This is a genomic window from Actinomyces howellii (assembly GCF_900637165.1).
Lineage (GTDB): Bacteria > Actinomycetota > Actinomycetes > Actinomycetales > Actinomycetaceae > Actinomyces > Actinomyces howellii.
In genome coordinates this window covers 1,478,635-1,498,075 of sequence record NZ_LR134350.1, presented here as the reverse complement: position 1 = coordinate 1,498,075, position 19,441 = coordinate 1,478,635, and the positions used below count along the sequence as shown (strand labels likewise).

Here is a 19,441-nt window from a genome sequence, read left to right as displayed (position 1 = left end):
GTCGTCCACCGCCCCGATGCGGCTCGGTTGACACCGAGTGGCCACCGGCCGTCTCGAGTATCGAATAACGGTCTCAGGAAGAAAATGAGGTGGTGACGCAGTGGGGGCAGTGATTGAGGCGAGTAGCGTCGTCAAGCGGTACGGAAGCCGGGAGGCAACGGTCCTCGACGGCGTGGATCTGGTCGTGGAACGTGGCGAGTTCGTGACGATCATGGGGAGCTCGGGAGCGGGAAAGTCGACCTTCCTGTACTGCCTGAGCGGGGTGGACCAGCCGACCTCGGGTCGTGTCGTGCTCGATGGAACGAGGATCGACGGGCTCGGCGAACGCTCCCTGACGGCCGTCAGGCGTCGAGTCGGGTTCGTCTTCCAGCAGATCAATCTTCTCCCGCACCTGTCCCTGCGCGAGAACGTCGCTCTTCCGGGACTGAACTCCCGGCGGGTCTCGGATCGTCGACGGGCTCTGCGCCGCGCGGACGAGCTGCTGGCGAAGGTGGGGCTGGCCGATGCGATGGGCAGACCGCCCAGTCAGGCATCGGGAGGTGAGCAACAGCGTGCGGCGATCGCGCGGGCACTGCTGACCGACCCAGTCGTCCTCTTCGCGGACGAGCCGACCGGGGCTCTGCACTCCTCTGCCGGTCGCACCGTTCTCGACCTGCTCGAGCAGGCCAATGCTGAGGGGCAGACGACGGTCATGGTCACTCATGACCCCCGCGCGGCGGCTCGCGGCGACCGAGTCATCTACCTGCGAGATGGCCGGATCGTGGCTCAGCTCGACGCCGGTGCGCGTGACGTGCCGTTGGCCGACCGCGAGGCCAAGGTGGCGCGATGGCTGCAGGAGATGGGATGGTGAGGCGGCCGCTGCGGGCCTCGCAGCTCCTCGCTCTCCGGGACCTGCGACGGGACCGGGTGTTCAGCATCGTCATCGTCCTCGTCTCGATGCTCATCACTGCGCTGCTGGCCACAACGGTTGGGGGGATGCTCACCAACAACGACAGTCAGAGGGCTCTGTATGACCGGGCTCAGTCTTCCGACGCATACATCCGCTTCACCGGTTCTCAGGAACTGGACGACGAGGTGGCGGACCTGGCTGCGACACCCGGGGTCGATGGGGTGGACACGAGCGTGAGCATCGCGGTGACGGCCTCGGCGCATGACGAGGAGGCGACCCTCAACCTGACCTCTGTCGACGATCTTGAACCGGGAACGTCTCTCGACAGTGATGCGCTCGTCTCTGATCGCGATGTCATCCTGCCCAACAGCGCGGCCTCAGCCCTCGGCTTGTCGACCGGCGATGAGTTTACTGTCGACTCCGGTGTCGAGGAGCTCACGCTGAGGCTGGTCGGGACCTTTGATGACCCGGTGTTCGGCTCTCCCATGATGGGTTACAAGCGGGCCGTCCTCAACTCGGATGCCTTCGACGCTCTGCTCGCCGACACGCAGGCCTCGTCCGGCCAGCTCGCCCTCGTGACCCTGGTGACCTTCACCGTTGAGGACGGAGCCGACCAGCCCAGTGCCGAGGACGTGCTGGGTGATCTCGACTGGGTGGGGGATGCGGAGTTCGCCTACGACAGCTCCTTCATCATGCGCACCTACGCGATCATTCCCGGCATCGTCAGTGCGGTGCTCCTGGTCACCGCGGTGGCTCTTGGCCTGATCCTTGTCTTCGTCCTACGGCACGTCAGCTCGGTCCTTCTGCGCCGGGAGTGGCGGAACTCCGGAGTTCTCAAGGTCCTGGGCATGAGCACCGGCCAGATCCGGATGCGGCTGGGGACGCGCCTGGTTGCGCTGAGCACGCTCGGTGCTCTCCTGGTCGCCATGATCTCCGTGTGGACGATCCCGGCGCTGGGCCGTGTCTACCTGGCAACGAACGGCCTCAGCTCCATGCCGGTGCTCGTGCCCTGGCCGCTGCTCGGTTCGGTCGCGGTCGTTGTCGGACTGGTCTGTGTGACGGCGGTGTTCTCGACACGGGTGCTGACCAGGCTCAACCCTCGCGCGGCACTCGACAGTCAGATGCGGGTCGAGGGGCGCCGGTGGCCAGGGCCGTCCCTCGGTTCGCTCGTCGCTGCTCCGACCAGGATCGCGCTCACGCTCAAGGACGTGCTCCGGGCGCCGGGACGCTACCTGAGCCTAGGCGTGACAGCGCTGGTCTTCTCCTTCCTCATGGGCGCGCTCGTGCCCTTGGGATCGGCCTTCGCGACGCGGGATCGGGTCATCGAGCTGCTGGGGCTCGACGCCTATGACGTCACGGCGACCGTCGTCACTCAGACCGACCGTCCAGGTGAGGTCTTCGACGCGGCTCTGAGCAGTGCCGTGGCCGACGTGGGGCTGGACAACCCGACCTACGTCGCTGCGCACCGCGCGGCGAACGTGAGGATCGGCGGTCGGACAGTCGTGGCGACAGTCTCCGACGACTTCCCCGCCTCGTTGCGGATCGCTGAGGGGAGGCTCCCGGCCAACGACCGGGAGATCCTGCTCGCCTCCGGGCTGGCCTCTTCCATCGACGCGGCCTTCGGCGATGAGGTCGAGATCGACACGGGGCGCAACGGCGCCACGTCCTACGAGGTCGTCGGCCTGTACGACACGGTCAACCAGGCGGGGTTGACGATGTGGCTGGGCGAGGACGCCTTCCAGCGTCTCGTCCCCAGCGAGCCCAGCCCCTACTACTACGTCGCCTTCGAGTCCCCTCCGGACGAGACGCAGGTCGCGGAGCTGGTCGACTCCCTCAATGAGCAACCCGGCATCTCTGCCACGGCTGGGCGCGCCCAGGTCTCCTCCGTGGTGTCGATGGTCCAGCTGGCTCTGCGGGGAGTGGTCGCCCTGGTGACCACGATCGGTGTCCTCCTGGCATCGGTGGTCACGCTGCTTCTCGCGATGTCGGCGATCGCCGCCGACCGGCGTACCTACGCGATCATGGCCGCCCTCGGTTACGGACGTGGGCAGCTGCGCACAACCACGGCTTCGGGGTTTGCGCTGACCGCCACCGTGGCCGCACTGCTCGGTGGGCTGCTCGCACGGGTCGCAGCCGAGCCCCTGCTCGTGGTCCTGCTCAGCGGAGTCGGGCTCAGCGCCATCGACCTGCCGGCTAAGGCCGTGGGAACGGTCCTCGTCGCCGTGGGCTGCGGTGCACTGAGCGGGGCCTCCGCCTGGCTGGCTGCGCGGACGCTGCCCCGTGTCACGCCGGGGGAGCTGTCCTCCGAGTGATCCGAGTGATCCGAGTGAGTTCTGTCATGGGCTGTGGTCCGTCTCGGTGCCGGGCTCCGGGACGCCCCGGAAGGCCGAACACGTCACGTTAGGCCTGAGAACGCTGGTCGAAGCAGGGCAGTCGGGCGTGACGTGACGTGTTCGCCGGGGTGGTGCGGGCGCTGCGTCGCAGGCGGGCGGGTGCCGTCCACCGACCGGTGGACACCCGTGTGGCCCGGGCGGTCGTTTCCGGGCCGGGTCCGGTCGGTGAAGACTGCCGCCATGAGCACCGACCACGCGATCGAGATCCGAGCCCTGACCAAGTCCTACGGCGACAAGGAGGTGCTGCGCGGCCTCGACCTCACTGTCGCCACCGGCACCGTCCTGGCGCTCCTGGGCCCCAACGGGGCGGGCAAGACGACGACCGTGGAGATCCTTCAGGGCCTGCGCCGCCGCGCCTCGGGCACCCTCCGTGTCCTGGGCGAGGACCCTGAGCGGGCCACGCGGGACTGGAGGGCGCGGATCGGGGTGGTCTCCCAGTCCGCCACCGACCTGGGCGACCTAAGCGTTCGCGAGGCCGTGACGCATGTCGCCCGCTTCCACTCCAGCCCGGCCGACGTCGCGCAGACCATCGAGCGGGTCGGCCTGGCCGACGACGCCCGCACCCGTGCCGCGAGGCTCTCCGGAGGGCGGCGCCGCCGCCTCGACGTCGCCCTGGCCATCGTCGGCCGCCCCGAGCTGCTCTTCCTCGACGAGCCGACCACCGGTTTCGACCCCGAGGCGCGCCGCTCCTTCTGGGGCCTGGTCGAGGACCTGCGCGACGACGGCACGACGGTGCTCCTGACCACCCACTACCTCGACGAGGCCGCCCACCTGGCCGACGACGTCGCGATCGTCCTGGGCGGGCACGTCGTCGAGCGCGGTACCCCCGCCGAGCTGGCCTCGAGCGTCGGGCAGCTGCGGACCGTCACCTGGATGGAGGACGGCGTCCAGCACTCCGAGCGCACGGCCACACCCACCGCCGTCGTGCGCCGCCTGACCGAGCGCCTGGCAGGACCCGACGGCGAGGTCCCCGGCATCGAGATCCACGCCCCCTCCCTGGAGGACCACTACCTCGAGCTCGTCGCCAGGCACGCGGCCTGACCGGAACGCACCACCCGCCCCGATGACCGCCCCGCCATCGAGACCAGACCCGCCACTGAAGAGAAGAGAAGCACCCATGACCGCCACCGCCACCGCGACCGTCGAGCCCGCCCCCGCCACCGGGCGTGCCCCCGCCTCCCGCGAGCGCCGGCGCCCCGGCCCGCCGCCCGTCGCCGTGGCGACCCTGACCTGGACGAGCCTGCTGTCCTTCGTGCGTGAGCCCGCCGGATTCGCCATGCAGTTCCTCTACCCGCTGTTCATGCTCGTCATCTTCAACGCGGTCTTCCCCGGCGACCTCATCGGCGAGATCTCCTACGCCGAGTACCTCCTGCCCGCCATGATCACGACCGGGGTCATGACGACCTGCCTGCAGAACCTGGCGATCACGGTGGCCGGAGAGCGGGAGAACGGCTACCTCAAGCGCCTGGCGGTCCTGCCCGCACCGCAGTGGGCGCATGTCGTGGCCAAGTGCCTGTCGAACACGATCCTCGCGCTGCTCAACGCGGCCCTGCTCCTGCTCATCGCCAGGCTGTTCCTCGACGTCGACCTGCCCAGGCAGGCGCGCTCCTGGGGGCTGCTGGCCGTGGTCCTCGTGCTCATGGTGGCCACCTGCACGGCCCTGGGGCTGGCCCTGGGTCGGGTCATGCCCGGGTCCCGGGCGGCTGCCGGCGTGGTCACCCCCATCGTCGTCATGCTCCAGTTCGTCTCCGGCATCTTCTTCCCCCTGAGCCAGCTTCCCGCCTGGATGGTCAACGCCTTCTCCGTGCTCCCGGTGCGCTGGTCGGCCGAGCTCATGCGTGAGGCCCTCCTGCCGGCGGAGTTCGCGGTGGCTGAGCCCACCGGCGCCTGGGAGACCGGCAAGGGCCTGGCCGTCGTGTCCGCCTGGCTCATCGGCGCGGTCGTGGCCGCCGTGGTCCTGACCCGGCGCGATACCGTGGACCGGTGACTGATGCGGTGGCTGGACCGGTGACTGAGCCGGTGGCTGGATCGGTGACTGGACCGGTGACTGAGCCGGTGGCGGAGCCGGCGACAGGTCCCGTGACCGGGCCCCGGGCGGCGTCGGCGGGCCCGCAGCCCGGAGACACGGCCCCTGCGCAGTCGCCTGCGCAGGCCCCGGTCGGCACCGGCGCGGCATCGGCTTACCCGGGCACGCAGGACTCCTGGTTCGAGCTTCTCCTCCTGGTGCTGCGGGCCCCCGACAACCTGGCCCGCCACGCGGTCGCCCTCGCGCTGGGCTGGGCCCTCGCCGTCCTCACGCTCGTGCTCACCTGGGATTCCAACCCGGCCGGGAACCTCCTGTTCATCATCTACCCGCTGCTGTGGATCATCCACCGCATCCGCAGGACGGGGGTCCTCGCCACCGTCACCTTCTCGGTCGGGCTGGCGGCGGTCGACACCGCACGCGCTCCGACGGCCTGGGTGAACGCCGTGGCCGACGCCGGGGTGTCCTGCCTGTTCTCCCTGTTCATCGGCCTGTGGATCTGGCGAACCTACGAGGTCTCGGCGCAGCTCACCCAGGCCCTGGTCAACGAGCAGGTCGCGCGCCAGGCCCTGGCCCGGACCCAGGCCGAGCTCGCCGCCGCCGAGCACGCCGCCGGCGCGGCCCTGGAGCGCGAGCGCTGGGCCCGCGAGGTCCACGACACCCTCGCCCAGGGCTTCGTCTCGGTGGTCACCCTGTCCCAGGCGGCCCGCAGCGAGCTGGCGGCAGGCGCGCCCGCGGCAGTGGGCTCCAGGCTCGACCAGCTCGAGGCGGTGGCCCGCGACAACCTCGCCGAGGCGCGGTCGCTCGTGGCCGGGGAGGGCCCCAGCGCCCTGCGCGTCGGCGACCTCGGACAGGCCCTGGCCCGCCTCGTCGACACCCAGCACCGGGACGGGCGCCGCGCCGCCCTGAGCGTGGACCTGCCCGACGGTCTCCCGCGCACCGTCGAGGTGGTCGTCCTGCGCACCGTCCAGGAGGCCCTGTCCAACGTCACCCGCCACTCCGGCGCGCAGGAGGTCGTCGTCTCCGTGGCCTGTCAGAGCGCCGGTGGGCTGACCGAGCTCGTCATCACGGTCGTCGACGACGGCGTCGGGGCCGGGGACCGGCCCGAGGGCACAGGGCTGACCGGCATGCGCTCGCGGGTCGAGTCCCTGGGAGGCACGCTCACCGTCGACCCGGCACGGGCCCCGGGGCCCCAGGGGCGTCCGGGCACCGTCGTCGAGGCGAGAATACCGCTATGAGCACGCCTCCCGCCGTCCCCCGTGACCCGGTCCCGGCCCAGTCGCCCGCGGGCACGCCCCCGCCGACCGGACCAGGCGGCTACCCCACCGAGCTGGTCGGGCCGGTCGGGCCGGTCGGGCCGGTCGGGCCGAGTGGCCCGCCTGAGGCGGGGGAGCAGGGCGTCCCGGGTGCCGCCGGCGACGGCGCCTCCCCGCAGCGCCTGCGGGTGCTCGTGGTTGATGACCATCCGGTGGTTCGTTCTGGGATCGTGGGGATGGTGTCGGCTGAGTCCGATATCGAGGTCGTTGGTGAGGCGGGGCACGGGGACGAGGCGGTGCGTCTGGCTGGTGAGCTGGGCCCCGACGTCGTGCTGATGGACCTGCGGATGCCGGGGACGGACGGGGTGGAGGCGACGCGGCGGGTGCTGGAGGCCGCTGATCCGCCGCGGGTCGTGGTGCTGACGACCTATGACACTGACGGTGACATCCTGCGGGCGGTGGAGGCCGGGGCGATCGGCTACCTGCTCAAGGACTGCCCGCGTGAGGACATCCTGGCGGCCGTGCGCGCCGCCGCCGTCGGGCGCAGCGCCCTGAGCCCCAGCGTGACGACCCGCCTGGTCGGAGCGGCCCGAGCCACCGGCCACCACGCCGGGCGCGGGCGGGGCCCGCGGATCAGCGGAGGCGGCGCGGGAGCCCCGGTCATGCTCTCCCCGCGGGAGCGCGAGGTCCTGGCCGTGGCCGCGGGCGGGTTGTCGAACGCGCGGATCGGCGCTGAGCTCCACATCACCGAGGCGACCGTCAAGACCCACCTCCTGCGCGCCTACGCCAAGCTCGGGGTGGACTCCCGCACGGCGGCGGTCACCGAGGCACTGCGCCGCGGGCTGCTCGAGCTCGACTGAGGACCGCCAGGCGGCGGGCGCCGACCCGCGTCCCGACGGTGTCGCCCGAACGGTGGACACGCTGTGAGGTACGAATGGTGGCTACCGTCACATTTGGGGGCGCAGGACACTTCGTGCATGTCATCCGCCCCTGCCGCGATCGAGATCCGTTCCCTGACCAAGTCCTACGGCGACAAGGAGGTGCTGCGCGGCCTGGACCTCAGCGTCCCGGCGGGCTCGGTCCTGGCGCTCCTGGGCCCCAACGGGGCGGGCAAGACGACGACCGTCGAGATCCTTCAGGGGCTGCGGCGCCGTGACGGGGGAGAGGTGCGCGTCCTGGGCGAGGATCCCCAGCGCTCGCCACGAGCCTGGCGGGCGCGCATCGGGGTGGTCTCCCAGACGGCCGCCGACCTGGACTCGCTGACCGTCACCGAGGCGGTGTCCCACGTCTCGCGCTTCTTCGCCGACCCCGACGACGTGGCCACCACCATCGACCGCGTCGGGTTGTCCGACGACGCCCGCACCCGCGTCTCGCGCCTGTCGGGCGGCAGACGGCGCCGCCTCGACGTCGCCCTGGCCATCGTGGGCCGCCCCGAGCTGCTCTTCCTCGACGAGCCGACCACGGGATTCGACCCCAAGGCGCGCCGAGCCTTCTGGACCCTTGTCGAGGACCTGGCCGCCGACGGCACGACCGTGCTGTTGACCACCCACTACCTCGACGAGGCCGCCCGCCTGGCCGATGAGGTCGCCATCGTCGTCGGCGGGCGCGTCGTCGAGCACGACGCCCCGGAGGTCCTCGCCCGCCAGGCCGGCGACCAGCGCACGGTCAGCTGGATCGAGGACGGCGCCGAGCACACCGAGCACACCCTGCGGCCCACCGCGGTCGTCCAAGGCCTGGCCGCGCGCCTGGCGGGACCCGACGGCGAGATCCCCGGGCTCCAGGTGCACACCCCCACCCTCGAGGACCACTACCTCGACCTCGTCTCCCTCCACCACGAGGCCTGAGCGTCCCGACTCCCCGCCCACGACACGAGGACCACCATGACCACCACCGCCCTGGACCCCGCCACCCCGCCCGGCCGACGTCCACGCGCCGCCCAACGGCCCTCCACCGCCACGGCGGCCGTGCTGTCCCTGACCCGGGTGGGTCTCGTCGCCTTCGTGCGCGAGCCCATCGCCTTCGTCTTCGGGGTCCTCTACCCCCTGTTCATGCTCCTGCTGTTCAACGCGGTCTTCCCCGGGGAGATCAGCCCGGGGGTCGATTTCGGGGACTACATGCTGCCGGCGATGATCAGCACCGGGATCCTCATGAGCGGCATGCAGGTCCTGGCCATCACCGTGGCCGCCGAGCGGGAGTCCGGCGAGCTCAAGCGCCTGTCCGTCCTTCCCGTGCCCTCCTGGGCCTACGTCGCCGGAAAGTGCCTGTACAGCATCGTCCTGACCGTGGTCAACACGGTGGTGCTCATCCTCGTGGGGAGCCTCGCCCTGGGCATCTCCCTGCCCCGGTCGCCGGGCTCCTGGGCACTCATGGCGCTGGCCCTCGTGCTCACCGTCGCCACGTGCACCGCCTGGGGCCTGGCCATCGGACGCCTGTGCCCCTCCTCGCGCGCCGCCTCGGGGATCGTCACCCCGATGGTCATCATCCTCCAGTTCGTCAGCGGTCTCGTCCTTCCCCTGTCCCAGCTGCCCGGCTGGATGGTCGACATCTTCTCGGTGCTGCCCGTGCGCTGGGCGGCCCAGCTCATGCGCCAGGCCTTCCTGCCCGCCGACTTCGCCACCATGGAGCCCGCCGGCACCTGGGAGACCGGAAAGGCGCTTATCGTCGTCACCGCATGGCTCATCGGTGGGGTCGTGGCCGCCATGGTCATCGCCAGGCGCGATACGGTGGATCGGTGAGCACCCAGGGGCACGAGCCTCCCGGCCCACCGCCGTGGTGGCGGCGTCTGGCCGTCTTCGCCACCCGGGGCAACGGCCGGCCCGGATCCGTCCACGTCCCGCTGAGTCGTCTCGGCCTGCCCGGGTGGCTCTGGCGCATGAGCGCCTGGCTGCTCGTCGCCGCCGACCTCGCCCTGCTCTCGCGCAGCTCCTGGGGCTATATCGGGTTCTTCGTCGTCTTCCCGCTGCTGTGGCTCGTCCACACGCGGTACTGGGCCGCGGCACTGAGCCTTGTCGTCTTCGGCTGCGGCATCGTGGTGGCCGAGCACCTCAGGGGGTCGCCCGCCCCGTGGCAGGTCGCCGCGGTCTCCGTCCTCGTCTCCCTCATCTCGGGGACGTGGATGACCCGTGCCCAGATGGCGCGCGGCAACGCCCTGGCGGCCCTGGCCGCCAAGGACGCGGCGATGGGAGCCCTGGCCCGGACCCAGGACGAGCTCGTCGCCGCCGAGCACGCTGCCGGTGCGGCCCTGGAGCGTGAGCGCTGGGCCCGCGAGGTCCACGACACCCTCGCCCAAGGCTTCGTGTCGGTCGTCGCCCTGTCCCAGGCGGCGCTGACGGAGGTCTCCGAGCCGACCGAGGCGGGCGACCACCAGGCGCTGAGCTCGGTGTCAGTGCGCCTGAGGCAGATCGAGGAGGTCGCGCGCGAGAACCTCCTCGAGGCCCGCTCACTGGTCGAGGGAAGCGGTCCTGACGCCCTGCGCAGGCGCGGGCTCGAGTCGGCGCTGCGCCGGCTCGTCGACTCCCGCGCCGTCGACGGGCTGCGGATCACGCTCTGGCTGACCGGGGGGCCGCTCGACGACCTTCCCCCGGCCCTTCAGGTCGTGGTCCTGCGCCTGGTGCAGGAGGGACTGAGCAACGTGAGGCGCCACGCGCAGGCAGGGCTCGCCGAGGTCGAGGTGGCTCCGATGGCCGGCGAGCTTCTTGTCACCATCAGCGACGACGGCGTCGGCTTAGGCGGGGCCGTGCCGGGTGTGGGGCTGACCGGGATGAGGACCCGAGTCGAGCTGCTCGGAGGAGAGCTGAGCGTCGGCCCGCTGCGGACTGGTTCGGCCAACGAGCACACAGGAACCGTCATCCGGGCAAGAATGCCCTTGTGAGTCGTGCCGTCCGTTGCGATCCAACATCCCTCGTCGCCCCCGATGCGCGGTGCGTGCGTCTGCTGATCGTCGATGACCACCCGGTGGTGCGCTCGGGGCTGGTCGGGATGCTCGGTGCTGCTGCGGACATCGAGCTGGTCGGGCAGGCGGCGGACGGTGCCGAGGCCGTGCGGCTGGCTCGCGAGCTCGACCCCGATGTCGTGCTCATGGACCTGCGCATGCCTGTGCTCGACGGGGTCGAGGCCACTCGGCTCATCGCGGGGTGGGAGCCGGTGGAGCGTGATAAAGACGGAGCTGGTCCCGCTCCCCGGGTGGTGGTCCTGACCACCTACGACTCCGACGAGGACATCCTGCCCGCGGTCGAGGCCGGTGCCATCGGCTACGTGCTCAAGGACTCCGTACGCGAGGAGATCCTGGACGCGGTGCGCGCGGCCGCGATGGGGCGAGGCGTCCTCAGCCCCCGTGTCACGCGCCGCCTGGTCAAGGCGGCCCGCGGGGAGGGCGGGGAGCGTCGAGAGGTCCCGATGTCCCTGTCACCCCGTGAGCGCGAGATCCTTGAGGCGGTCTCCCGGGGGCTGCCCAACAGTCAGATCGCGATCGAGTTGTGCATCGCCGAGACGACGGTCAAGACCTATCTCGTGCGGGCATTCAACAAGCTCGGTGTCGATTCTCGTGCCGCCGCCGTCGCCCGCGCGCTGCGCTACGGCATGCTCGACCCACGCTGAGGCACCTCGAGATCGGGACTTATGACACCTCGAGATCGGGACTAATGACACCCCGAGATCGGGACTTATGACACCTCGAGATCGGGAGAAGTGGCACCTCGAGTTCGCCGCATCTGGCACGTGTCTGGTGGCGCGCGTCGGGTGCCGTGGGCTGGCGCCTCGTCTTGGGAGGCTGGGTGTCGTGCGTCCTGATCTCGGGGGAGCCGGGCAGCCGCTGGGCCCGGCTGCCGGCACGCCCCGGGGTGGTGGTCCAGCAGCCTCGGGCGTGCTGGTCAGCCACGGGCTCGCGGAGCGGGATGCCCGCACCCCCACGACGATGTGATGCACATAACAGGCGGGTGGTGGTTGGGGGTCCGTGTCGGGAATCGTTGGAATGACGCCGATTCTCTCGGCTGGTCCTCGTGGTGGGGGCGGTGGTGGGCATCTGAGATGTGCAACGGTCCGGTCGATGCACACAGGGAGGGTCTCCGCCTGGTACAAGACGATCATTCTTTGGCTCAATCACGGGAATCCACCTGGGTCGCGAAGATAGTTGATGTGTGCACCACCCCCGGCACCTGGCCCCACCTGACACGGACGCACCATCCCCGTCGGCAGCCACCCGACAGCACGCCACGGAGACAGCGCTCTCCACCGACCGACCCGGGTCCCCCGCCCCCATGACCCCGACCGCGACGTACCACTTCCCCCGATCTCGAGGTGCCATAAGTCCCGATCTCGAGGTGCCATAAGTCCCGATCTCGCGGGGGAGGGGAGGTGTGGGTAGGGTGCTGGGGTGAGGGGTGACGTACTCCTGAGCGAGGTCGACTCAAGGTAACTCACGCCTACCGCGAACAGGGGCATGACGGTCGAGGGCGGCTGGTTAGCCTTGTCAGCACGTGCTCCCGCGCCCCCTGCGTCCGTGTCCGACGGCCAGGTCCACGGGCGCGACCACCGACCGCACGTGCCGAGGAGTTACCCAGCGATGTTCGAACGCTTCACCGACCGCGCCCGCCGCGTCGTCGTCCTGGCCCAGGACGAGGCCCGGGCGCTCAACCACAACTACATCGGCACCGAGCACCTCCTCCTCGGCCTCATCCACGAGGGCGAGGGCGTCGCCGCCAAGGCCCTGGAGTCGATGGAGGTCTCCCTGGACGCCGTGCGCGCCCAGGTCGTCGAGATCATCGGCGAGGGCCAGTCGGCCCCCAGCGGGCACATCCCCTTCACCCCGCGCGCCAAGAAGGTCCTTGAGCTGAGCCTGCGCGAGGCCCTTCAGCTCGGCCACAACTACATCGGCACCGAGCACATCCTCCTGGGCCTCCTGCGCGAGGGTGAGGGGGTCGCCGCCCAGGTCCTCACCAAGCTCGGGGCGGACCTGTCGACGGTGCGCCAGACGGTCATGCAGATGCTCTCGGGCTACGAGGGCAAGGAGACCGTGACCGCCGGCCCCGGCAGCTCCAAGGAGGGCACTCCCTCGGGCTCGGCCATCCTCGACCAGTTCGGGCGCAACCTGACGGCCGCCGCCCGTGAGGGCAAGCTCGACCCGGTCATCGGCAGGCACAAGGAGATGGAGCGGGTCATGCAGATCCTCTCCCGGCGCACGAAGAACAACCCGGTCCTCATCGGGGAGCCGGGCGTGGGCAAGACCGCGGTCGTCGAGGGGCTGAGCCAGGCCATCGTCCACGGCGACGTGCCCGAGACCCTGCGCGACAAGCAGCTCTACTCCCTCGACATGGGCTCCCTCGTGGCGGGCTCGCGCTACCGCGGTGACTTCGAGGAGCGCCTCAAGAAGGTGCTCAAGGAGGTGCGCACCCGGGGCGACATCGTCCTGTTCATCGACGAGATCCACACCCTCGTCGGTGCGGGTGCCGCCGAGGGCGCGGTCGACGCCGCCTCCATCCTCAAGCCGATGCTCGCCCGCGGTGAGCTCCAGACGATCGGGGCCACCACCCTCGACGAGTACCGCAAGATCGAGAAGGACGCCGCCCTCGAGCGACGCTTCCAGCCCGTCACCGTCGAGCAGCCCTCGATCGAGGAGACCATCGGGATCCTCAACGGCCTGCGGGACCGCTACGAGGCCTTCCACCGGGTCGTCATCACCGACGACGCCATCGAGGCCGCCGCCAAGCTCGCCGACCGCTACATCAACGACCGCTTCCTGCCTGACAAGGCCATCGACCTCATCGACGAGGCCGGGGCGCGGCTGCGCATCCGCCGCATGACCGCCCCGCCCGAGCTGCGCGAGATCGACGAGCGGATCGCCGCGGTCAAGCGCGAGAAGGAGAGCGCCATCGACGACCAGGACTTCGAGCGCGCCGCCGCTCTGCGCGACGACGAGCGACGCCTGACCGAGCAGCGCTCGGACAAGGAGAAGGCGTGGAGGTCGGGCGACCTCGACCAGGTCGCCGAGGTCGACGAGAACCTCGTGGCCGAGGTCCTGGCCATGTCCACCGGCATCCCGGTGGTCAAGCTGACCGAGGCCGAGTCCGCCAAGCTGCTCAACATGGAGACCGAGCTCCACAAGCGCATCATCGGCCAGGACAAGGCCATCGAGGCCCTGTCGAAGTCGATCCGTCGCACCCGGGCCGGCCTCAAGGACCCCAAGCGCCCGGGCGGCTCCTTCATCTTCGCCGGCCCCACCGGCGTGGGCAAGACCGAGCTGGCCAAGGCGCTGGCGGAGTTCCTCTTCGACGACGAGGACGCCCTCATCCAGCTCGACATGTCCGAGTTCGCCGAGAAGCACACCGTCTCGCGGCTGTTCGGCGCGCCTCCCGGCTACGTCGGCTACGACGAGGGCGGGCAGCTCACCGAGAAGGTGCGCCGCCGTCCCTTCAGCGTCGTGCTCTTCGACGAGGTGGAGAAGGCCCACCCGGACATCTTCAACTCCCTGCTCCAGATCCTGGAGGACGGCCACCTGTCCGACGCCCAGGGGCGGGTCGTCGACTTCAAGAACACGGTCATCATCATGACGACCAACCTCGGCTCGAAGGACATCGGCAAGTCGGTGGCCACCGGCTTCCAGTCCACCGAGGGCGGCCACATGGACTACGAGGAGATGAAGGCCCACGTCAACCGGGAGCTCAAGCAGCAGTTCCGCCCCGAGTTCCTCAACCGCGTCGACGACCTCATCGTCTTCCCGCAGCTGACCAAGGCCGAGGTGCGCCAGATCGTCGACCTCATGATCGCCCGCCTCGACAAGCGGCTGGTCGAGCAGGAGATGACCGTCGAGCTGACCGAGGCGGCCAAGGACCTCCTGGCCGAGCGCGGCTTCGACCCCGTCCTCGGCGCCCGTCCGCTGCGTCGGGCCATCCAGCGCGACATCGAGGACGCCCTGAGCGAGAAGATCCTCTTCGGGGAGATCTCCCGCGGCCAGAAGGTCATCGTCGACGCCGTCGGCGAGGGGATCCTCGGCGAGTTCACCTTCCACGGCGAGGGCTGGGACCCCAAGATCGGCTCCGACCCGCTGAGCGCCGAGGTCGCCGCGGTCCAGGAGGCCGAGCAGGTCGTCGCCGGGGTGGGGCCGGACTCGGGTGAGGCCGCGCCCGAGGGCGCCGGGTCCTGAGGGGCCTGCAGTGAGCGCCTGAGCGCACCCTGAGCACCGGCGTGAGCCGGACGGCGGGGCGGGACCTGAGAGGGTCCCGCCCCGCCGGCGCGCTTTTCCGACTGAGCGCTGGCACGTGGCCGGGGCCGTGCCGGGAGGGTTGTCCCTGCACTCGGGTGACGGGGCGGCTGGGCGCGCCCGCTGACTCCCCTGTGCCGGGGCCCGTGCGCGGGCGGGCTGTCGCGACACGCCGGGCGCGGAAGGCGCGGTACCTCGACGCCCCCGGCGTCTGTATCATGAAATCCACCTGGTCGACCTGAGATACACAGCATTTTCTTATGTGCCGGATGTCCCTGACGCATCTATCTCCGGCCGACCGGACTCCTCGGTCGCCGTCCGGGATGCTTCCGCACCGCGCCCGCACGGCGGCCTCCGCCTGACGTCCGCCCACGCCGACCGGCGCCCCTGGCGCCAGGCGGCCCGGCTTCTTCCCTGAAAGACGCATCGATGAACGAGTCCGTGACCCTGACCTCTCCATTGTCTGCTGGGGGAGGCGCGGCCCTGCCGTGCCCCCGGCTGCCGCGCCCCCGCCGGGGGGCGGGCCGCCGTGCCCACCTCCTGGTCCTCCCGGCCCCGGTGCCTCCGCGGGCCGGGCGCCCCCGGCCCCGGCGGCACGACGACGGACAGGGGGTCGTGCGATGAACGCCTCCCTCGTGCACGGTGCGGGCGCCTGGATCCGCTACGGCGCGCCCGTGGAGCTCGAGGAGCTCGACTTCGCCGCCGAGCACTACCGGGTAGCGGTTCTCCAGCCCTGGGAGACTCGCGCCGCCGCCTGGCTCAAGTCGGTGCGCCCCGATATGACGGTCCTGGCCTACCGGTGCCTGTCCTCGGTGCGTGAGGCCGAGCCCTGGCGCAGACGCGCATCCGGTCTGGGCCTGCGTGAGGTGCGTCGGCGAGGGTGGCTGGCCCGAGGGGCCGACGGCTCGCCGATCCAGTGGCGCGACGCCCCCGGCCGTTTCCAGGCCCGGGTCTGGGACCCCGGCTACCGGAGCCGGTGGGCCGAGCAGGTGGCCTCAGACCTCGCCCGCAGCGCCTTCGACGGCGTCATGGCCGACGGCGACGTCTTCGGGGCCTGCCACGGCCTGGACCTGCACGGCCTCGACCCCCGGGACGAGACCGCCCCCCGGGACGCCGAGGGGCTGCGCGCCGCCCTCAACGCCCTCGTGGCCGAGGCGGGCCAGGAGCTCGCCGACGGCGGCAGGCTCCTCGTGCCCAACATCGCCCAGGCGCACCGCGAGGACGGGCGCTGGGACCTCCACGCCTCGTGGGGCGGCGGGGTCGACGAGTCGTGGCTGGGGACCGAGACCGCCTCCGACCCCGACGAGACGACCGCGCTGGCCCAGGTGCGTGAGCTGGCCGGCCCGGGCCTGAGCATCGTGCGCACCCCCTCGGGAGGGCGAGGCAGGCGCTTCGACGGCTCGGCCCAGGCTCACTACGGGCTCGCTGCCTTCTGGGTCTTCGGCGCCGGTCCCGACCACGGTCGGGAGGACCAGGCTCGCCCGGCGGCCCTGCCCACGGGGGCCGCCCGTCGGGCCTTCACGTCCACCGGCACCCTCGACTACTCGCGCACCCCGTGGTTCCCTGCCCTCGACGCCGACCTGGGCGCCCCCGTCGGGCCGCCCCGTCGCTGCTCGGGGGTGTGGCGCCGCGACTTCGAGGGCGGGACCGCCGCCGTCGCGCTGGGGGCCGACGGCGGCGAGCTCATCCTGCCCCGCGGGCTGCGGTTCCCGGGCCCCTCCGGCGCGCCTGACGGGCCGGCGCTCGGGGAGCGGGTGTTCCTCGAGGCGCGTCACGGGCTCCTGGCCCTACGCCCCTGAGGGCCGGCCCGACGACGCGGTGTTTGGCTGCGGACCCTTCACGCAACTAGAGTGGCCTGGCCGGATCAATACGTGATGATGATCTTCCACACGACCGACTCGACTCGAAAGGGGCAAGGATGCCCAAGTACGTGTACCGCTTCAGCGAGGGCGACAAGGACCAGAAGGACCTCCTGGGCGGTAAGGGTGCCAACCTCGCCGAGATGACCCGCCTCGGCCTGCCGGTGCCTCCCGGGTTCACGATCACCACCGACGCCTGCCGGGCCTACCTGGCCGACGGCGCCGTCCCCGAGGAGCTGTCCGTCCAGGTGACCACCGCCCTGCGTGAGGTCGAGTCCGAGCTCGGCCGCGAGCTGGGCGCCGCCGCGGACCCGCTGCTCGTCTCGGTGCGCTCCGGCGCGAAGTTCTCGATGCCCGGAATGATGGAGACGGTCCTCAACATCGGCCTCAACGACGCCTCGGTGGTCGGCCTGGGCACGGTGTCGGGCAACGAGCGCTTCGCCTGGGACTCCTACCGGCGCCTCATCCAGATGTTCGGCAAGACGGTGCTCGACGTCGACGGCGAGCACTTCTCCGCCGCCCTGGAGGCCAAGAAGGCCGACCGCGGGGTGAGCCTCGACTACGAGCTCGACGTGACGGCCCTGTCCGAGCTCGTCGAGGAGTTCAAGGCCATCGTGCGCGAGCACGCCGGCATCGAGTTCCCCCAGGACCCGCGCGACCAGCTCGACATGGCCACCGAGGCGGTCTTCCGCTCCTGGAACACCGAGCGCGCCCACATCTACCGCCGCCGCGAGAAGATCCCCCACGACCTGGGCACTGCCGTCAACGTGTGCACGATGGTCTTCGGCAACATGGGCGAGACCTCCGGCACCGGCGTGTGCTTCACCCGGGACCCCTCGACCGGGCGCTCGGGCGTCTACGGCGACTACCTCGTCAACGCCCAGGGTGAGGACGTCGTCGCCGGGATCCGCAACACCCTGTCCCTGGCCGACCTCGAGAGGCTCGACCCCACGAGCTACGAGGAGCTGCGCGGCCTCATGCGCCGCCTGGAGACCCACTACCACGACCTGTGCGACATCGAGTTCACCATCGAGCGGGGCAAGCTCTGGCTGCTCCAGACCCGCGTGGGCAAGCGCACGGCGGCGGCCGCCTTCCGGGTGGCCATGCAGCTGGTCGACGAGAAGCTCATCACGATGGACGAGGCGCTCACCCGCGTCACCGGCGAGCAGCTCAACCAGCTCATGTTCCCGCAGTTCACCGACGGGGGAGAGCGCGACCTGCTCACCCGCGCCCTGCCCGCCTCCCCCGGGGCGGCCGTGGGCTACGTCGCCTTCGACAACGCCGAGGCGGTCTCGCGCACCGAGGCCGGCGAGCCGGTCATCCTCGTGCGCCGGGAGACCAACCCCGACGACCTGCCCGGCATGGTCGCCGCCGTCGGCGTGCTGACCGCACGCGGTGGCAAGACCTCCCACGCCGCGGTCGTGGCGCGCGGCATGGGCAAGACCTGCGTGTGCGGCGCCGACGCCCTCGAGGTCGACGCCGCCGCGAGGACGGTGCGCGTGGCCGGCCGCGACGTCGTGCTCACCTCCGAGACGATGATCGCCATCGACGGCCAGAGCGGCGAGGTCTTCCTCGGCGAGGTCCCGGTGGCCGACTCCCCGGTGACCACCTACCTGCGCCAGGGCCTGGAGGAGGCTCTCAAGCAGGCCGAGGACGAGGACACCCGTGAGCTCGTCACGAGCGTCGACCGCCTCATGCGCCACGCCGACGCGGTGCGGCGCCTGGCGGTGCGGGCCAACGCCGACACCCCCGAGGACGCGCTGCACGCCCTGCACCGCGGGGCCCAGGGCGTGGGCCTGTGCCGCACCGAGCACATGTTCCTCGGGGAGCGCAAGCAGTTCGTCCAGAACCTCATCCTCGCCCAGTCCGAAAACGAGCGCGAGGCCGCCCTGTCGGCGCTCCTGCCGCTGCAGAAGGGCGACTTCGTCCAGATGCTCGAGACGATGGACGGCAAGCCGATGACGATCCGTCTCATCGACCCGCCGCTGCACGAGTTCCTGCCCGACCTCACTGAGCTGAGCGTCAAGGTCGCCGTCGACCGGGAGCGGGGCACCCTCGACCCGGCCGACGAGGAGCTGCTCGCCGTCGTGCGCCGCCAGCACGAGGCCAACCCCATGCTCGGGCTGCGCGGCGCCCGGCTGCTGCTCACCCAGCCCGGCCTCATCGAGCTGCAGGTGCGCGCGATCGCCGAGGCCGCCGTCGAGCGGCTCAAGGTCGGGGGGAGCCCGCAGCCCGAGATCATGATCCCGCTCATCGGCTCGGTCCGTGAGCTGCAGATCGCCCGTGAGCGGGCCGAGGCCGTCCTGGCCGAGGTCGCCGCGGACTCCGGCCAGGTCCTCGACTTCCCGATCGGCTGCATGATCGAGCTGCCCCGGGCGGCGGTCTCGGCGGACACGATCGCCGAGGAGGCCGACTTCTTCTCCTTCGGCACCAACGACCTGACCCAGACGACGTGGGGCTTCTCCCGAGACGACGTCGAGGGGACCTTCTTCAAGGAGTACATGGACGAGGGCGTCTTCGGGGTCTCCCCCTTCGAGACCCTCGATGAGCGCGGTGTGGGACGGGTCGTCGAGCTCGGGGTCGAGCGCGGGCGGCAGACCAAGCCCGAGCTCAAGATGGGCGTGTGCGGTGAGCACGGCGGCGACCCGGAGTCGATCGAGTTCTTCCACCGGGTGGGGCTCAACTACGTGTCCTGCTCGCCCTTCCGCGTCCCGGTGGCCCGCCTCGAGGCGGGGCGTGCCGCGGTCTTCCACCCCAAGGGCTGAGTCGCGGGGCCCCGGCCCGGGCGGTGACCTCGTGCGCCGCCCGGAGGGCGACCGAGCGCGGT

At 71.2% G+C, this 19,441-nt stretch carries 13 protein-coding genes; all 13 read left to right on the top strand.

Annotation, left to right across the window (positions count from 1 at the left end):
- Positions 1-100 precede the first annotated feature (100 nt).
- The 13 genes from EL245_RS06290 (at position 101) to ppdK (ending at position 19,379) form a co-directional block, all read left to right on the top strand.
- A complete protein-coding gene (locus EL245_RS06290; protein ID WP_126382381.1) occupies positions 101-850 on the top strand; it encodes an ABC transporter ATP-binding protein in 750 nt (249 codons plus the stop codon).
- Positions 826-3,201 carry an FtsX-like permease family protein gene (locus EL245_RS06285; RefSeq protein ID WP_126382380.1) on the top strand — a complete coding sequence of 792 codons (2,376 nt, stop codon included), beginning with the start codon at positions 826-828 and terminating at the stop codon, positions 3,199-3,201. The genes EL245_RS06290 and EL245_RS06285 overlap by 25 nt, the downstream gene beginning before the upstream one ends.
- Before the next feature lie 261 nt (positions 3,202-3,462).
- Positions 3,463-4,323: an ABC transporter ATP-binding protein gene (locus EL245_RS06280; protein WP_126382379.1), complete on the top strand. Its 861-nt coding sequence runs from the start codon at positions 3,463-3,465 to the stop codon at positions 4,321-4,323.
- A 76-nt stretch (positions 4,324-4,399) separates the two neighbouring features.
- Positions 4,400-5,269 (top strand): ABC transporter permease, encoded by an 870-nt coding sequence (locus tag EL245_RS06275; protein WP_126382378.1) that lies wholly within the window; start codon positions 4,400-4,402, stop codon positions 5,267-5,269.
- 56 nt (positions 5,270-5,325) lie between these two features.
- Positions 5,326-6,543 carry a sensor histidine kinase gene (locus EL245_RS13845; protein ID WP_269471407.1) on the top strand — a complete coding sequence of 406 codons (1,218 nt, stop codon included), beginning with the start codon at positions 5,326-5,328 and terminating at the stop codon, positions 6,541-6,543.
- On the top strand, positions 6,540-7,421 hold the full coding sequence (locus EL245_RS06265; RefSeq protein ID WP_269471406.1) for a response regulator: 882 nt from the start codon (positions 6,540-6,542) through the stop codon (positions 7,419-7,421). Before EL245_RS13845 ends, EL245_RS06265 begins: the two co-directional genes overlap by 4 nt.
- A 117-nt stretch (positions 7,422-7,538) precedes the next feature.
- The gene (locus EL245_RS06260) at positions 7,539-8,405 is read left to right on the top strand and encodes an ABC transporter ATP-binding protein (RefSeq protein WP_126382377.1); all 867 of its coding nucleotides are present in this window, start codon (positions 7,539-7,541) and stop codon (positions 8,403-8,405) included.
- A gap of 36 nt (positions 8,406-8,441) precedes the next feature.
- On the top strand, positions 8,442-9,296 hold the full coding sequence (locus tag EL245_RS06255) for an ABC transporter permease (RefSeq protein ID WP_126382376.1): 855 nt from the start codon (positions 8,442-8,444) through the stop codon (positions 9,294-9,296).
- The gene (locus tag EL245_RS06250; protein WP_161512736.1) at positions 9,293-10,432 is read left to right on the top strand and encodes a sensor histidine kinase; all 1,140 of its coding nucleotides are present in this window, start codon (positions 9,293-9,295) and stop codon (positions 10,430-10,432) included. Before EL245_RS06255 ends, EL245_RS06250 begins: the two co-directional genes overlap by 4 nt.
- A gap of 53 nt (positions 10,433-10,485) precedes the next feature.
- On the top strand, positions 10,486-11,157 hold the full coding sequence (locus tag EL245_RS06245; RefSeq protein ID WP_232009899.1) for a response regulator: 672 nt from the start codon (positions 10,486-10,488) through the stop codon (positions 11,155-11,157).
- 964 nt (positions 11,158-12,121) lie between these two features.
- Positions 12,122-14,698 carry an ATP-dependent Clp protease ATP-binding subunit gene (locus tag EL245_RS06240; protein WP_126382374.1) on the top strand — a complete coding sequence of 859 codons (2,577 nt, stop codon included), beginning with the start codon at positions 12,122-12,124 and terminating at the stop codon, positions 14,696-14,698.
- 677 nt (positions 14,699-15,375) lie between these two features.
- Positions 15,376-16,554: a putative glycoside hydrolase gene (locus EL245_RS06235; protein ID WP_126382373.1), complete on the top strand. Its 1,179-nt coding sequence runs from the start codon at positions 15,376-15,378 to the stop codon at positions 16,552-16,554.
- Positions 16,555-16,673: 119 nt separating this feature from the next.
- Positions 16,674-19,379 carry a pyruvate, phosphate dikinase gene (gene ppdK, locus EL245_RS06230; protein ID WP_126382372.1) on the top strand — a complete coding sequence of 902 codons (2,706 nt, stop codon included), beginning with the start codon at positions 16,674-16,676 and terminating at the stop codon, positions 19,377-19,379.
- The last annotated feature ends 62 nt before the right edge of the window (positions 19,380-19,441 follow it).

Coding starts and splice junctions, on each gene's coding strand:
- EL245_RS06265 (WP_269471406.1), top strand. CDS start 6,540: ATGAGCACGCCTCCCGCCGTCCCCCGTGACCCGGTCCCGGCCCAGTCG.
- EL245_RS06235 (WP_126382373.1), top strand. CDS start 15,376: ATGAACGCCTCCCTCGTGCACGGTGCGGGCGCCTGGATCCGCTACGGC.
- EL245_RS06285 (WP_126382380.1), top strand. CDS start 826: ATGGCTGCAGGAGATGGGATGGTGAGGCGGCCGCTGCGGGCCTCGCAG.
- EL245_RS06260 (WP_126382377.1), top strand. CDS start 7,539: ATGTCATCCGCCCCTGCCGCGATCGAGATCCGTTCCCTGACCAAGTCC.
- ppdK (WP_126382372.1), top strand. CDS start 16,674: ATGCCCAAGTACGTGTACCGCTTCAGCGAGGGCGACAAGGACCAGAAG.
- EL245_RS06255 (WP_126382376.1), top strand. CDS start 8,442: ATGACCACCACCGCCCTGGACCCCGCCACCCCGCCCGGCCGACGTCCA.
- EL245_RS06275 (WP_126382378.1), top strand. CDS start 4,400: ATGACCGCCACCGCCACCGCGACCGTCGAGCCCGCCCCCGCCACCGGG.
- EL245_RS06240 (WP_126382374.1), top strand. CDS start 12,122: ATGTTCGAACGCTTCACCGACCGCGCCCGCCGCGTCGTCGTCCTGGCC.
- EL245_RS06280 (WP_126382379.1), top strand. CDS start 3,463: ATGAGCACCGACCACGCGATCGAGATCCGAGCCCTGACCAAGTCCTAC.